At 46.6% G+C, this 14,403-nt stretch carries 13 protein-coding genes and 2 pseudogenes; 10 read left to right on the top strand and 5 right to left on the bottom strand.

Annotated elements, in window-relative coordinates; translation table 11 throughout:
• Nucleotides 1-440: pseudogene (locus QVA83_RS05335) on the bottom strand (aminopeptidase PepB); the annotation flags it as partial.
• Between the two features lie 202 nt (nt 441-642).
• Here QVA83_RS05335 and sfsA point away from each other — a divergent pair.
• From sfsA to panC, 7 genes are all read left to right on the top strand, one after another.
• Complete coding sequence (sfsA, locus tag QVA83_RS05330) at nt 643-1,359, top strand: DNA/RNA nuclease SfsA (protein ID WP_014980491.1); 717 nt, start codon at nt 643-645, stop codon at nt 1,357-1,359.
• Nucleotides 1,360-1,598: 239 nt separating this feature from the next.
• Nucleotides 1,599-2,048, top strand: coding sequence for an RNA polymerase-binding protein DksA (gene dksA / locus QVA83_RS05325; protein ID WP_014950997.1), 450 nt, complete (start codon nt 1,599-1,601; stop codon nt 2,046-2,048).
• Between the two features lie 73 nt (nt 2,049-2,121).
• Nucleotides 2,122-3,045, top strand: a complete 924-nt coding sequence (gene gluQRS / locus QVA83_RS05320; protein WP_049588999.1) for a tRNA glutamyl-Q(34) synthetase GluQRS — start codon at nt 2,122-2,124, stop codon at nt 3,043-3,045.
• Between the two features lie 98 nt (nt 3,046-3,143).
• Nucleotides 3,144-4,463 (top strand): polynucleotide adenylyltransferase PcnB, encoded by a 1,320-nt coding sequence (gene pcnB / locus QVA83_RS05315; RefSeq protein WP_014977591.1) that lies wholly within the window; start codon nt 3,144-3,146, stop codon nt 4,461-4,463.
• Nucleotides 4,456-4,953: a 2-amino-4-hydroxy-6-hydroxymethyldihydropteridine diphosphokinase gene (folK, locus tag QVA83_RS05310; RefSeq protein WP_049588998.1), complete on the top strand. Its 498-nt coding sequence runs from the start codon at nt 4,456-4,458 to the stop codon at nt 4,951-4,953. The genes pcnB and folK overlap by 8 nt, the downstream gene beginning before the upstream one ends.
• Before the next feature lie 57 nt (nt 4,954-5,010).
• The gene (panB, locus tag QVA83_RS05305; protein WP_014977593.1) at nt 5,011-5,805 is read left to right on the top strand and encodes a 3-methyl-2-oxobutanoate hydroxymethyltransferase; all 795 of its coding nucleotides are present in this window, start codon (nt 5,011-5,013) and stop codon (nt 5,803-5,805) included.
• Nucleotides 5,806-5,816: 11 nt separating this feature from the next.
• Complete coding sequence (gene panC / locus QVA83_RS05300) at nt 5,817-6,668, top strand: pantoate--beta-alanine ligase (RefSeq protein WP_049588997.1); 852 nt, start codon at nt 5,817-5,819, stop codon at nt 6,666-6,668.
• A gap of 112 nt (nt 6,669-6,780) precedes the next feature.
• Here the strand turns inward: panC and panP are convergent, their stop codons facing one another.
• On the bottom strand, nt 6,781-8,415 hold the full coding sequence (gene panP, locus QVA83_RS05295) for a pyridoxal-dependent aspartate 1-decarboxylase PanP (protein ID WP_014977595.1): 1,635 nt from the start codon (nt 8,413-8,415) through the stop codon (nt 6,781-6,783).
• A gap of 563 nt (nt 8,416-8,978) precedes the next feature.
• Here panP and QVA83_RS05290 point away from each other — a divergent pair.
• Complete coding sequence (locus tag QVA83_RS05290) at nt 8,979-9,710, top strand: EAL domain-containing protein (protein WP_049588996.1); 732 nt, start codon at nt 8,979-8,981, stop codon at nt 9,708-9,710.
• A gap of 96 nt (nt 9,711-9,806) precedes the next feature.
• On the opposite strand, the gene trmB is transcribed toward QVA83_RS05290, so the two are convergent.
• From trmB to QVA83_RS05275, 3 genes are read right to left on the bottom strand one after another with little or no spacing between them, the layout of a single operon-like run.
• Nucleotides 9,807-10,475: a tRNA (guanine(46)-N(7))-methyltransferase TrmB gene (gene trmB, locus QVA83_RS05285; RefSeq protein ID WP_049588995.1), complete on the bottom strand. Its 669-nt coding sequence runs from the start codon at nt 10,473-10,475 to the stop codon at nt 9,807-9,809.
• Entirely contained in the window at nt 10,475-11,290 is an 816-nt protein-coding gene (locus QVA83_RS05280) for an ABC transporter permease (RefSeq protein WP_014951006.1), read from the bottom strand. Before QVA83_RS05280 ends, trmB begins: the two co-directional genes overlap by 1 nt.
• A gap of 26 nt (nt 11,291-11,316) precedes the next feature.
• Nucleotides 11,317-12,246 (bottom strand): ABC transporter ATP-binding protein, encoded by a 930-nt coding sequence (locus tag QVA83_RS05275; RefSeq protein ID WP_049588994.1) that lies wholly within the window; start codon nt 12,244-12,246, stop codon nt 11,317-11,319.
• 740 nt (nt 12,247-12,986) lie between these two features.
• Between QVA83_RS05275 and pdsR the strand changes: the two genes are divergently transcribed.
• Both pdsR and QVA83_RS05265 read left to right on the top strand, forming a co-directional pair.
• Nucleotides 12,987-13,676 (top strand): proteobacterial dedicated sortase system response regulator, encoded by a 690-nt coding sequence (pdsR, locus tag QVA83_RS05270; protein ID WP_049588993.1) that lies wholly within the window; start codon nt 12,987-12,989, stop codon nt 13,674-13,676.
• Nucleotides 13,677-13,737: 61 nt separating this feature from the next.
• Nucleotides 13,738-14,403 (top strand): annotated as a pseudogene (locus tag QVA83_RS05265) (proteobacterial dedicated sortase system histidine kinase); the annotation flags it as partial.

Below are 14,403 nucleotides of genomic sequence, written 5' to 3'. Positions count from 1 at the left end.
TCACCTACCGTCATTGAGTAAGTGACCTTGTCACCACCTAATGACTTAAGCCACTGAGCAGCACGGGTTGCCAAGGTTTCAGGACTTAGATCTTCCGGCGTTTCGTTTACCAACTGACGGGTAAACAGTAACGCCGCATATTCTTGCTCTAACGCTTCTTTATCAGCCGTGTCGGCCCATTTAATTGATGCAGGCTTTCGCGCGCGCGTGAAGCTAAGTGCAAACGCCCACTGCTGCTCTTTGTGCCAATCACCGCTTAGCGTAACTGTTGGCAGGCTTAAGCCATCTAGCTTTCTTGCCGCTTGCTGAATTAAACGCTCATTAAGCTTGTCGTCAGGCAGGTGAATAACTGCACCTGATTCAGTGAAAGAAAGCTTAGCACTCTCGCCCCACACTGTTTCAGCACTGTTTCTAGAAAGGCTAACGGTAAATTCTGCCATCGCGTTTTATTCCTTATTACATCGTTATATTATTGCAAAGCGCTTTTTGCGCTTGCACAAATGTTTGTTACTCTTTGGCGCCTTGTTTACTGCGCTTGTTGTTCGCTAAGCGCATACGCTATATGTGCTCGTTCAAAAGCACACATATCAATTAGCGAAACACACTAACGTGTTTTCACCTACATTCTAAAAAAGGCGACACATGAAGTTTTCACCTTCCTTATTACGCGGCACCCTTATAAAAAGGTACAAGCGATTTCTTGCCGATGTTGAGTTAGACGACGGCACTATTGTAACTGCACATTGCCCAAATACTGGCGCTATGACTGGCTGTGCTGTTCCTGGATACACTGTCTTTTTAAGTGAGTCCACCAACCCAAATCGAAAACTCAAGTATACATGGGAGCTAGCCCAAACATTTGATGGTCACTTCATCGGCATTAATACGCACAATGCTAATAAACTGGTGGCGGAAGCGCTAGATAACAAGGTGCTAAGCGAATTTTCAGACATCACAGATTGGAAAGCAGAAGTAACACCGCCAACCGCCAATAGCCGGTTCGACTTTGCATTAACCCGAAAAAATGCCGAACATCAGAGTGTTACTGAGTATATGGAAGTTAAATCCGTCACCTTAGCAGATGAAAACAAAGGGTTCTTCCCCGACGCAGTCACTCAACGCGGCGCGAAGCACTGTCTAGAACTTGCTCGTTTATCTGACAGTGGTATAAAAACCAGTCTATTATTCTGTGTACAACACACTGCTATAGAAAGCGTTCAAGTGGCTGAGCATATTGATCCAACTTATGCAGAAAGCGTAAAGATTGCCGCTGACGCTGGTGTAACAGTTTTAGCAGCAAGCTGTATAATAGACGAACAAAAAATCCTATTAAATCAAACACTCCCTTTGATTTTATAAAAAATAGGTTGATTTTTTTCATTTCGGCTTCATATTTGCGCCTTGTTTTAGTGGGACAACGCACTAATGCGTTTGCTGGTAGCCAACTGGTTAAATGAAAACACCTGGCTAATTTATGAAAGCAATACACCAGCATAATAATTACATAGACACGATTGATTGCCTGAAGTTGTCGAGTCTGATATAGATATCGGTCCAATCAGGACAAGATGGATGTCGTAGTGTAGGAGATGTGGCAGATGCCAACAGGAAAAGAAACAAAATCCCTAGGACTATTAGCGCTGGCAGGTTTACAGCCGTACGAGCCAAAAGCTGACGAAGAGTACATGGGCGAGCCCCAAATGGAGCACTTCCGTCTATTGCTTAAAGCATGGCGCAATCAACTTCGTGAAGAAGTTGACCGTACAGTAACGCACATGAAGGATGAAGCAGCAAACTTCCCTGATCCTGTAGACCGTGCAGCTCAAGAAGAAGAGTTCAGCCTTGAGTTACGTACACGTGACCGTGAGCGTAAGCTAATAAAGAAAATTGAAAAAACGCTTAAGCGAATTGAAGAAGACGATTTCGGCTTCTGTGACCAGTGTGGTATCGAAATTGGTATTCGTCGCTTAGAAGCTCGTCCTACAGCAGATTTATGTATCGACTGTAAGACCATGGCTGAAATTAAAGAAAAACAACTTCAAGGTTAAGTTACTAGCCTCGATTACGTTGATATAGAAAGCCTCATCCCGAAAAGATGGGGCTTTTTGTTAAGCCTTTATTATGCATAACCACTATGTAGGGCGCTTTGCTCCCTCTCCATCCGGCCAACTTCACTTCGGTTCGTTAGTTACCGCTGTTGCCAGCTACCTAGATGCCAAAAGCCATAACGGAAAATGGCTGCTACGTATGGAAGATATAGACGAGCCGCGCTGTATTAAAGGTGTAGATAAAGACATACTCACTACCCTAGAAGCCCACGGCCTGTATTGGGACGGCGGCGTCATCTATCAAAGCCAACAACATGCCCGTTATCAAGCGGTTCTCGATGACTTACTTACACAACAAAAAGCCTATTTTTGTACCTGCACACGTAAGCAAATTAAAGCTATGGGCGGTGTTTATAACGGCTACTGTCGGACTGAGCCAGTACACTCCAACACACAGGACTGTGCAGTTCGTTTAAAAGTAGATACTCAACTTGAAGCCTTTGATGACGTGCTTATGGGCAAAGTTATGCCCTCTAATTCAAGCTCTGATTTAATAGCCGAAGACGTAGTGCTGAAACGTCGAGACGGCTTATTTTCGTATAACCTTGTCGTGATTTTAGATGACGTATTTCAGCAAGTTAACCATGTCATTAGAGGGTGTGATTTAATTGATGTCACGCCTTTACAGCGCGCCGTATATCACACGCTGGGCTATTCTACTCCTGAATACGGTCACGTGCCGGTCGCTGCCGTGGCACCAGGCAGAAAACTAAGTAAACAAAACCGTGCAGCGCCAGTTAAAAACGAATCAGCATTAGATAATCTCGTGCGTGTGATGCACTTTTTAGGCTTTTCCTTTCCAAATGCGTCAGAATTTGGTGATATTGATTCGGCGCTTAAGACGGCTATTTCAATGTGGAATAGGAAAAAAGTAGTGAAAACACCCGAAATTATTGTTCCACAGCATGAATCCACTTATTATAGCGAACCTTTATAGTCTGCGGAGATACCATCATCATTCATCGTGTTTTTAAATCTGTTAAGCGCGCTTTTTCAAAAGAGAGTTCGTCTCCTAACGCTTTAAAGCCAAGGACTATGACCCGTGGAGAACACGGTATATCTCGCGAAGACGTAAGCGCAAATGCATTGAAAGTAATGTATCGCCTTAATGGAGCTGGCTTCGAATCCTATTTGGTAGGAGGCTGTGTACGCGACATTTTGATGGGTCACGAACCAAAAGATTTCGACGTGGTGACGAACGCCACACCTGAACAAATTAAAGGCTTGTTCAGAAACTGCCGCCTTATCGGCAGGCGCTTTCGTTTGGCCCATATTGTGTTTGGCCGTGAAATCATTGAAGTAGCCACGTTCCGCGGGCATCACCAAGAGTCAGACGAAGACGAAAACCTTCCCAAGGGCAAGGCTGTCGCAAAGCGCGACGCTCACGGTCAATTAGTACGCGATAACGTATTTGGCACCATTGAAGAAGATGCTGAACGCCGTGACTTTACCTTTAACGCCATGTATTACAGCGTGGCAGACTTTACGGTAAAAGACTTCGCGAATGGCCTAGCCGCTATAGAAAAGCGAGAAGTTGAGCTTATTGGCGACCCGGAAACACGCTACCGTGAAGATCCGGTACGCATGCTACGTGCGGTGCGCTTTGCCGTTAAGCTTGGCATGCGCATTGAAGCAAAAACCGCTGCACCGATAAAATCTCTGGCCAACCTTTTACAGAACATTCCACCAGCGCGCTTGTTTGAAGAAACCCTTAAACTGTTTTTATCGGGTAAGGGAGAAGAAACCTTCTTAATGCTGCACGAATACGGCTTAATCGAGCCTTTGTTCCCTCAGCTAACGCCGTTTTTGAAAGATGAAAACAGCCGTGAAATGCAGTTTGTACGTCGCGTACTTGCCAATACCGACGAGCGTATTAATAGCGACCAGCGAGTTACGCCAGCGTTCCTTTACGCCGCACTACTCTGGTATCCGGTTGAAGAAGAGTCACAACGCTTACAAAGTGAGTCTGGCTTAAATGCTCACGATGCATTTAATATTGCGTCAGGCGAGGTTATCGCACGTCAAACACAACGTATTATGATCCCTAAACGCTTCTCTACCGTGGTTCGGGACATCTGGATTTTACAGCAACGCCTACCTAAGCGCTTTGGCCGTCGCGCTTTCCAATTGCTCACGCACCCTAAATTTAGAGCTGGCTATGACTTTTTACTTGCCCGCGGCCAAATTGAAGGAGGCGATCTATTAGAGCTAGCTCAGTGGTGGACGCACTTCCAGCACGCTGACAACGGTAAGCAGAAAGGCATGCTTAACGCCCTTCGCAAAAGCGAAGGCGGCGCAAAAGGTGCCCCGCGTAAGCGCAAGCGTAAACCAGCGAAGCGAGGTCCTGATGCATAAAGAGCACGTTTACATTGGTGTAGGTAGCAACCTCGGCGATAGCCGGGGAAAAGCCCAGCGCGCGTTTGATGCGATAGGTCAAATCGAAGACACCCGCGTACTTAAAACCTCTTCACTTTATTCTAGTAAACCGATGGGGCCGCAAGACCAACCTGACTATATTAACGCGGTGTGCTTAATTGAGACCTCGTTAAAGCCCCACGGCTTATTGAAGCAGCTGCAACGCATTGAGCTGGAAGAAGGCCGTGAGCGCAAAGGTGAGCGCTGGGGTCCACGCACGTTGGATTTGGATATTTTGTTGTACGGCAGCGAAACTATCGACACCGCAGACTTAATTATTCCCCATTACGGCATGGCAGAGCGCGAGTTCGTTATGGTGCCGCTGTTTGAAATTGCGCCCAATATGGTTATGCACGATGGCAAACCCATCTCGGCATGGGTCGCTAACTGCTCACTGGATGGACTTCGTCGCCTGCGCTCTTCCAATTAGCGGCAAAATCCGTATAGTTCGCCACACGATACCAACAATATCAATCTGAGACATGTCATGAAGAAAGTAACTGTATCGGGCTTGCTTAAGAAAAAGCAGGCCGGGGAAAAGATCACCTCTTTAACCGCTTACGACGCCAGCTTCGCCAAAATGTTCGACGAACAAGGCGTTGACGCCCTTCTTATCGGCGACTCTTTAGGCATGGTCCTTCAAGGTGAAGACGACACCCTACCGGTAACCATCGATGACATTGCCTACCACACGAAAAGTGTGCGTCGCGGCACTGAACGCGCCTTCGTATTAGCCGATATGCCGTTTATGTCTTACGCCACTCCTGAGCAAACCTACGCCAATGCAGCAAAGCTTATGGCTGCAGGTGCAAGTATGGTTAAGATGGAAGGTGGAAGCTGGTTGTGCGACACCATCAAAGGCTTAAACCTGCGCGGCGTCCCTGTGTGTGGCCATTTAGGCTTAACGCCTCAGTCAGTGCACGTATTCGGTGGTTTTAAAGTACAAGGCCGCGAAGCGAGCCAGGCTGAAAAACTGCTTAGCGAAGCGAAAGCGTTGGAAGAAGCCGGTATTCAGTTATTAGTGCTTGAGTGCGTGCCTTCATCGCTAGGCAAAGCGGTTAGCGAAGCCCTAACCATACCGGTAATCGGTATAGGCGCAGGCAAAGATACCGACGGTCAAATTCTGGTGATGCACGACATGTTTGGCATCAGCGCAAACTATATGCCGAAGTTCTCAAAGAACTACCTTGTAGAAACCGGCGATATGCGCAAAGCCGTATCAAAATATATTGAAGATGTGCAAAGCGGTGCGTTCCCATCGGCTGAACACAGCTTCGAGTAACGAGGTAAATTATGAAGGTGGTTGATAGTATTTCAGCATTACGCAGCACGGTGAACGCATGGCGACGTAATGGTGAAACCGTAGGTTTTGTACCCACTATGGGCAACCTGCACGATGGTCATCTCAAACTAGTTAAAAAAGCGAAAGCGCACAACGACAAAGTGGTGGTTAGCATTTTTGTTAACCCCATGCAATTTGGTGCGAACGAAGATTTAGACGCGTATCCACGCACTATCGAAGAAGATAAAGCTAAGCTTATTTCTGTGGGTGCAGACGCGGTGTTTTTACCTAGCGTAGCGGAAATGTATCCGGCAGGTCTGGATGCGCAGACGTTCGTTGAAGTGCCCGGTATTTCAGACTCGCACTGTGGCGCCAGTCGCCCTGGCCATTTTCGCGGCGTCGCTACCGTGGTGACCAAGCTTTTCAACATGGTACAGCCCGACGATGCGTTTTTTGGTGAAAAAGACTTCCAGCAGCTACAAGTTATTCGCGCGTTAGCTCGCGATTTATCAATGGCAGTGAAGGTTCACGGGGTGCCTACAGAGCGCGAAACATCAGGCCTAGCAATGAGCTCTAGAAATGGCTACCTGACAGACACTGAAAAAGCGACGGCGAGTGCTATTTTTGCAGAAATGCAGCGCTTAAAAGCGGGCATAGAAAGTGGTAACACTGACTTTGTTCAGCTTGAAAATGCCATGGTCAGTAACCTTGAAGCAAAAGGCTTTAAGAAAGACTACTGTCAGGTAGTTAACGCCGCCACCTTTGAACCAGCTAACGATAGCGACAAAGAATTAGTTCTGCTTGTTGCTATGTTTATGGGCAAGACACGCTTAATTGATAATATGCAAATTACGCGAGATTAAGCGTAATACCAATCCTCGCGGATAGTCTCGAACTACAAAAGAAAACGCCCGATGCATGACTCCTAAACAGAGCCTGTATCGGGCGTTTTTTTATTTGTTGCTGCTGAAGTCTTTAAGACGCAACGGTTTCCGTTTCGCGAACGAAATCCATTAGCTCTTTCCAAGCCTGAGTCTCTTTCGCAATTAAGTGTTGCTCAGCCAAAATTGCGGCCAAGTCGTTATGGCTAGTAAGCGGATTCGCTAACACTACGCGAAACACGGTAATACACTGGGAAGGGTAATCCGGCGCTTCCAGGCGAGTACGAGACACAAAAGACTTACCTGCTTCACGCTGCTGCTTTTGTACCGCAACAACAAGGGCGTCAACCTTCTCATTAATAGCGTTGCGGGTTTTAGCATTCACATGCTTCAGCTTTTCCTGCACTTCAGCGGGACAAACGCGATAGGTCAACAGTGATAGAATAGGTGTGGTCGTCAATTCAAAGTCTTGGGCTTTATCAATCATCTGCGCAAAGTCTTTGGCCTTATCAATGCTGCGATCAATAAGTAGCTCGTACCCTTTGCGACCGAATATATGCAGCGCCGAGTACACCATCATGGCCATACCGTTTCGGGAGCCTTCAAGCGTGGTAGCACCTAAGTCTTTAGAGCCTGCACGCAAAATATATTGCGCGTGATGTCTTACCGCATTGGCATTTTGTGGGTCTTTGAAAAGCGCCATTCCTGCGCCCATTGGCACGTACATTTGCTTATGTGCATCAATAGTCACTGAGTCTGCGCGTTCAATACCTTTTAGTCTGTCGCGATAGCGCGCCGAGAACAGCGTAGCGCCGCCCCAGGCTGCGTCTACATGGAACCAGCAGCCTAACTCTTTGGCTACGTCAGCAAGCTCGTCTAGCGGGTCTACGTGCCCTGTTTCGGTGGTGCCGCCTACCCCAACGATAGCGAGAAGCTTATTGCCTTCCTCTTGATAACGTTTACCAATGCGAAGGGCTTTTGCTGGGTCTAGGGTTTGCTTTGGCGCGGGCACAGTTAATAATTGTTCGCGACCTAACCCCAATACATCCACAGCCTTTGACAGCGAGTAGTGCCCACGTTTACTGCACATCACGCCTAAATTGTTAATGTCGTAGTGACGATAGGCAGCGGCAAGACCTGCTTTTGCCACGCCAGAAAACCCTTTTTGTGGGCCTAGTAATTTGTTGCGAGCCACCCATAAGGCAGTGATGTTGGCAATGGTTCCGCCAGAGCAAAATGCCCCCAAAGAATGGGCCGCACTGTGTAGATGGTTGTCGTAAAAGCTTTGAGGCTGATCGTACACAAGGTTGTGCATCATACCCAATACTTGACGTTCTAGCGGCGTGAAAGCTTTAGACGTTTCTATTTTAACCAAGTTCTGGTTAAGCCCGACCATTAACTTAGAAAGCGGCAGGTGAAAATAGGGCAACGCTGAGGTCATGTGACCAATAAAGGTAGGCGAGTAAGTATTAACTGAATGCGCAACAAGCTTATCTAACAAGCTTTCAGCATGAGTAGACACAAACTCGGGTGACTCAGGCACCTTGGAGTCTGAAAAGTCTTTTTCAATTTCTTCTAACGACGTCTTTTTCGTCACTACGTGCTGCGACAAAAAATCTAAGATATTGTCAGATAAATGCTGCTCTATTTGAGCCAGCTTTGAGTCTTTGTGTTCAGGCTTGGTAAAGACCCTAAACAGGTGCTCTAAACTAACTTGCGCTTCACCCACTCAACACACCTCATACTTAAAACAATCACACATTTCGCTTACATTTATTGGGCGAAATCAACAGGCGGTTTTGTAGGACACCGGCCTGACACTTACTTTTCCTTTTAGCCAAATAGCATTCGACACAATTACTTTGCGACTGGTGCAGCTATTTATCCAACATATCCCTTAACGGTACATCGGCTGGGCTAATGCGCGTTGACGCGGTCCATTCGTTGCCAAACCTGAAAACTTATCACAATACTTTCAGGGTGTCGCACTTTACATCAGATTGCAATGCTCGCCAAGGGTTAGCGCACGGCATTTAAGCGACTATTAACGTTTTATTACATGCAAAAAACTTATGAAGCGGTTAACTCTGCACACGTATTTAAACGAATTCCCCCGAATTTTGTACCGCAAATTTTATCAGTCTCTACTATATTTAATTTATGAATAGTACCAACACGGGTCTCTCGTATTGGTTTTCCATCTTCTAATTGCGAGCCTAAGTAGCCATTGAACTCACATTCAAGCATTCATCGCTGCGATAAAGTACTGCTTCAAAGCAAGGGGGTCTGTTTATGCCCATTCGTGAAATTTCCGAGGATTTCTCTATCGATGATATCGTGCCTTATTTTCAACCCATCGTTGACTTACAAAGCCAAGGAGTATGGCGCTACGAGTGCCTGGCACGCTTGATAACCCGAGGTGATAAGACTTTTTTACCTAGCGAATTTCTCTACCTTATAGAGCGCGAACAACACGTAAATACGCTTGCAGCGAGCATGTTTGTGCAATGTGCCAGCTATTTTCACGACGTTAATATCCCTTGGAACATCAATATAACTGCCAATGACCTTCACAATGTAGAGCTTACTAATACCCTCATCACCCATTTAGCAAGCTATCCCACGCCGGAGCGTGTAAGTATAGAAGTGAGTGCTTCTACTGCCCTATCCAATCCGAAAAGCCTTACCGCATTTATCGAAAAAAGCATGCATGTGGGGCTGGGCGTTTTCATCGACAACGTTGGATCATGCCCAGGTAACATACGAGCGCTTATGAACTTGCCGGTTCGGGGGATTAAGCTCGCTGGCGGGCTAATTAAACACTATGACGAACAAGAGGCAGTGAGGGAATATGTAGACTATCTGCTGTCGCTATGTGAACGCCATGGAGTAAGCACTATTGCCGAGCACGTAGAAGATGAGGCGCATCTAGAACGCGTAAAACGCCTGCCCATTCGTTATGCACAGGGATATGTGTTTAGTCCGCCCATGGCGAATGTGCGAAGTGCCAATGCGCGCCATTAACAAGCGAATTATACGAATTTGAATAACAAACGGGGCGAGATTTTCATCTCACCCCATTTTTATCAGCTTTCAATATTTCTTGCTGCTATAGCAGACTCAGCCTTCTTCGCTACGGCAGTTAAGCTGCCAGCACGATTGACCGCTCCCTCGGTACTTTCGCTCAAACGGCGTCATGTGATCATCGCCAGTGACTTCAGATAAATCAGATACCATGCCGTAATGTTTAGCCGCTTGCGCAAATTCCATTAGATAAATAAGCCAGTTGCTACGCACTTCAATATTTGGAGTGATCGCCATCAGGTCCACCATGGCCGCACTACCGTGCCAGCGCTTTTGAACCTGCGTCTTTTTAGGATAGGGGTTGGGATACAGCAGAAAGTGCTGAGTCACGTTCCAATTAGACTGCTTTACTAAGCGCCAAAAGTCGTTCACATCGGCACGAATAACCCGATAGTTATCTTGCTGTGCACTGTAATGTTCATGTTTGTCCACTCGCAGCGCCGACTTATCGATACCGATAACACGCGCATCGGGGTTTGCTCTTGCAATATTCGCCGTACTTTCGCCAACGCCGCAGCATGAATCTAAAATGATCTCGCCGCTAAAGCCATCAAGCCACGCACTGACTTCGTCAAAAGCGGCTTGTGTATGGTCGCTAATCGGTCGCTTATTTTCACTCGCTTGGTACTTTTTCACTAAGTCGTCTAACTTATCGTGAATACCTACCTGCGATGTTATGATTTCTCTAGAATTACCGCTGGCCATTAGCTACGAATACCTTTACCCGTTTTAAGTAGGTAGTACGCCACACCAAATAGCAGTGCATTAAAGCCCACTAGCAAGGCAAGCGACAAGGTTACATTTACGTCAGAGACCCCTAAGAACCCATAACGAAACCCGTTGACCATATACACAACAGGGTTCGCCTTACTCACCCACTGCCAGAATTCAGGCAATAGGGTAAGTGAATAAAACACACCACCTAAGTAAGTTAACGGTGTTAATACAAACGTTGGAACCACGCTAATATCATCAAAGGTCTTCGCAAATACCGCATTAATTAAACCCGCAGTCGCAAACAAGGTAGAAGTGAGTAACAACGTGAGCGCAATAATGCCCAAATTGTGTATTTGAACATCAACGAAAAACAGCGACACTAAGGTAACGATAATACCTATCAGTATGGCGCGGGCCACGCCGCCGCCCACATACCCAAGAATGATGACCGAAGTGGGTACTGGTGACACCAACAGCTCTTCAATATTGCGCTGAAATTTAGCACTAAAAAATGAAGAGGACACGTTGGCGTAGGAGTTTGTGATCACCGACATCATAATAAGGCCGGGCACAATAAACTCCATGTAAGTAAAGCCGCCCATTTCGCCAATACGGTTGCCGATGAGGCTACCGAATATCACGAAGTACAAACTCATTGTAATAGCTGGCGGCACAAGGGTTTGTACCCATATGCGCAAAAAGCGCGTACATTCTTTTATCCAAATAGTGGTTAGCGCCACATAGTTTTGCTTAAACCAACCCACGTTTTCTTCTGTGTTCATTTGTGTACTTTCAGTTTTCATGTTTTTCACCTTTACCTGCTGTGGGTTTAGCCAGCTTGCTTCGCTGATTCAACTAAACGCACAAATAGCTCTTCAAGGCGATTTGATTTATTGCGCATGCTCATTACTTGAATGCCCTTTTCACTTAGCTGGGTGAAAACCGGGTTCAATCCTTCCGTTTTCTCAACATCAACTTCAAGGGTATGGTCGTCAATCAAACGGTGTTCAAAGCCCGTTAGTAGGTCATCTGTCGTCATGCCCTCTGGTATTTTGATATCCAACACAAAGGTTTCTAGGCTTAATTTAGACAATAAAGCTTTCATGCTGGTGTTCTCGACAATGGTGCCCTTGTTAATAATGGCGATATTGCGACACAGCATTTCTGCTTCTTCAAGATAGTGGGTAGTGAGGATAATCGTGATCCCCTGACGATTAATCTCTTCTAAGAAGCCCCACATAGAGCGGCGAATTTCAATATCTACGCCCGCGGTTGGCTCATCTAAAATAAGCAACTTCGGCTCATGCATGAGTGCTCGAGCAATCATCAGTCTTCGCTTCATACCACCCGATAGCTCACGCGCGCGGGCATCGCGTTTTTCCCACAGGTCGAGCTGAGCAAGGTATTTTTTAGCACGCTCTTTCGCAATACTGCGCGGTACGCCGTAGTAACCTGCCTGATTCAATACAATTTGCAGTACAGTTTCAAATTGGTTGAAATTGAACTCTTGTGGCACCAGACCAATGCAGGCTTTGGCTTGCTCTTTTTGCGTTGTGAGGTCATAACCAAACACCGACACACTGCCATTGGTTTGGTTTACAAGTGAACTGATAATACCAATAGTGGTAGATTTACCCGCCCCATTTGGGCCAAGTAATGCAAAGAAGTCTCCTTCTTGTACTGTAAGGTCGACGCCTTTTAGTGCCTGTACGCCACCTTTGTAGGTTTTGGTTAACCCTTTAATGTCCAACGCTTTCATGATTTGCCCGTAGTGAGAGTGTGATCACTAAGACGTATTGACCTTTGATGCAAACCAAAGGTCAGCACGCCCTAATTAACTTTAGTGAGATGCAGTTATCTGTCGCTAACAACTTACAACCAACGAAGTGTAACCTAGTTCATGCCATTAAATGAATACACTCGCGTTTAGTGGTTGCTTTAAACAGTTTAAGCTTTCGTCTTCTAAATGAGAGCGAAAACGCCTTTTTTCAACCCTAATAAAAAAGCGCCGCGTACCGTTGGGGTAGTACGCAGCGCAAAGGGTAGCTTAATACCAGTCTGAATAGATCATTGAGACTTTTACGTAGAAGTTCAGCCTTACCCTTCCACGGCACTGTTTCCCCTCTCCCTGTCTTTGAAGAGGCTTCTACAGTGCACTCCGCCTCGCTTGCTTGGCACTTAAAAAAAGCAGTGCACTAAACTCGACGGACAAATACTATTAAACCCGTTATTCATGGCAAAAAAAGCGCGTAATTGTGGAAATGTGGTGGTGATTTAGCTTTCCTATAGATTTAGCATGTGAAGCTGCACGCCAAGCGTTTTATTAATCCGCGCTTCGGGACGTTGTGTGGGGCTGCCGCCAAAGATAAAGTTCACGATAAGCCCCTCAAATATGGCGTAAATGAGGCAGGCTTGAGGATTTTATGCCGAACTTAGGCAATAGCTGTCATTCATAGGTATAGTGTGCGCTCTATCAGAATTATATTTGCGGGTTAATGTATGCCAAAGACAATTGCATTAGTGGAAGATGACGCGGCCATTCGCGAAAATTACATTATGGCGCTTAAAGCGCAGGGCTATAGCGTGAATGCCTATGAGGACAGGCCTTCTGCTGCTGAAGCGTTTAACCACACCTTACCCGACTTAGCCATTATCGATATTGGTTTGAAAGATGAAATTGAGGGGGGCTTTATGCTGTGCCAGCAACTGCGAGGCCTGTCACAAACCCTACCTATCATCTTTTTTACTGCACGAGATAACGACGTAGACACTATCAGCGGCCTTAGAATGGGCGCGGACGACTACCTGACTAAAGATATCAGCATGGCTCACCTGCTAGCACGCATTGCGGCCTTGTTCAGGCGTACAGACTTACTTGCTGCTCCCTCAGAGCAAAAAGATGAGCTAAAAGTAGGCGACTTAAAAGTAGACGTGTCGAGAATGACGGTAAGCTGGCAGAACCAGCCCGTTTTGTTGACGGTAACAGAGTTTTGGATGCTGCATGCGCTCATTAAGCGCCCTGGTCATGTGAAAAGCCGCCAACAGCTAATGGATGAGTCCAGAATGGTGGTAGACGACACCACCATTACTTCGCATATCAAACGTATGCGTAAAAAGTTTGTGCAGCTTGACCCAAACTTCGATCATATCGACACCGTGTACGGCATGGGATATCGCTGGCAGCTATAGCGGGCTTTCGACAAAGACCACGTTTCATCTGATTAAATGATAAGGGCAACCGACTAAAAACATGGGATTTCGCTTTTCAATACGCCTGCAGCTTATGGTGCTGTCGCTGTTCTTATTCACCATACCCTACTTAGGTTATAACTATGTGTGGGAACTTGAACAGTATCTGCGAAACGGTCAAGAGCAAACCATGATTGGCACGGCGCGAGCTGTTGCCACTGCACTTCACGAGCGTCCCGCTTTATTTGATAGCCAATCGGCGTATCTTCAAGACGTGCGCCCCGGAACAGATCTTTACGCGCCACCTATCCCGTCCCCCATTCGACTTGATGGCGAACTTAACGACTGGCAGCAAGTCAGCGAGTTAATGAGTGAGTATGGCAGTGGCGAAGTTATTGAGTACTACAATGGCTACGCGGGAGAACCTACCAGCTTATCGTTCAAGCATATGGTGGGGCGCTACGGTCAATTTCTGTATGCCATGTTTGAAGTCAGTGATGACGTACTGCTGTGGCGGCAACCCAATAGTTTAAGCGTGGAGACAGGCGACCACCTGCTTGTGGGCATGGAAACCCCACAGGGTGAATTAGCAAGATATGTTGTTGCTCCTTATGAAAGTGGCTGGGTAAATGCGTATAAGCTCGCAGACAACACAACGACCACACGGGCAATAGAGAACGAGCTCTCTATTCAGGGCCGCTGGCTAGAGACAGCCACAGGCTACAAC

Origin of the sequence: Alteromonas sp. AO-Serp (genome assembly GCF_017849675.1) — a bacterium.
GTDB lineage: Bacteria > Pseudomonadota > Gammaproteobacteria > Enterobacterales > Alteromonadaceae > Alteromonas > Alteromonas macleodii.
This window is presented reverse-complemented; position numbering and strand designations above follow the sequence as displayed.

Bases quoted from the DNA above. Each gene is read 5' to 3' on its own strand.
- sfsA (WP_014980491.1), top strand. From the start codon at position 643: ATGAAGTTTTCACCTTCCTTATTACGCGGCACCCTTATAAAAAGGTAC.
- dksA (WP_014950997.1), top strand. From the start codon at position 1,599: ATGCCAACAGGAAAAGAAACAAAATCCCTAGGACTATTAGCGCTGGCA.
- gluQRS (WP_049588999.1), top strand. From the start codon at position 2,122: ATGCATAACCACTATGTAGGGCGCTTTGCTCCCTCTCCATCCGGCCAA.
- pcnB (WP_014977591.1), top strand. From the start codon at position 3,144: ATGACCCGTGGAGAACACGGTATATCTCGCGAAGACGTAAGCGCAAAT.
- folK (WP_049588998.1), top strand. From the start codon at position 4,456: ATGCATAAAGAGCACGTTTACATTGGTGTAGGTAGCAACCTCGGCGAT.
- panB (WP_014977593.1), top strand. From the start codon at position 5,011: ATGAAGAAAGTAACTGTATCGGGCTTGCTTAAGAAAAAGCAGGCCGGG.
- panC (WP_049588997.1), top strand. From the start codon at position 5,817: ATGAAGGTGGTTGATAGTATTTCAGCATTACGCAGCACGGTGAACGCA.
- QVA83_RS05290 (WP_049588996.1), top strand. From the start codon at position 8,979: ATGCCCATTCGTGAAATTTCCGAGGATTTCTCTATCGATGATATCGTG.
- trmB (WP_049588995.1), bottom strand. From the start codon at position 10,475: ATGGCCAGCGGTAATTCTAGAGAAATCATAACATCGCAGGTAGGTATT.
- QVA83_RS05280 (WP_014951006.1), bottom strand. From the start codon at position 11,290: ATGAAAACTGAAAGTACACAAATGAACACAGAAGAAAACGTGGGTTGG.
- QVA83_RS05275 (WP_049588994.1), bottom strand. From the start codon at position 12,246: ATGAAAGCGTTGGACATTAAAGGGTTAACCAAAACCTACAAAGGTGGC.
- pdsR (WP_049588993.1), top strand. From the start codon at position 12,987: ATGCCAAAGACAATTGCATTAGTGGAAGATGACGCGGCCATTCGCGAA.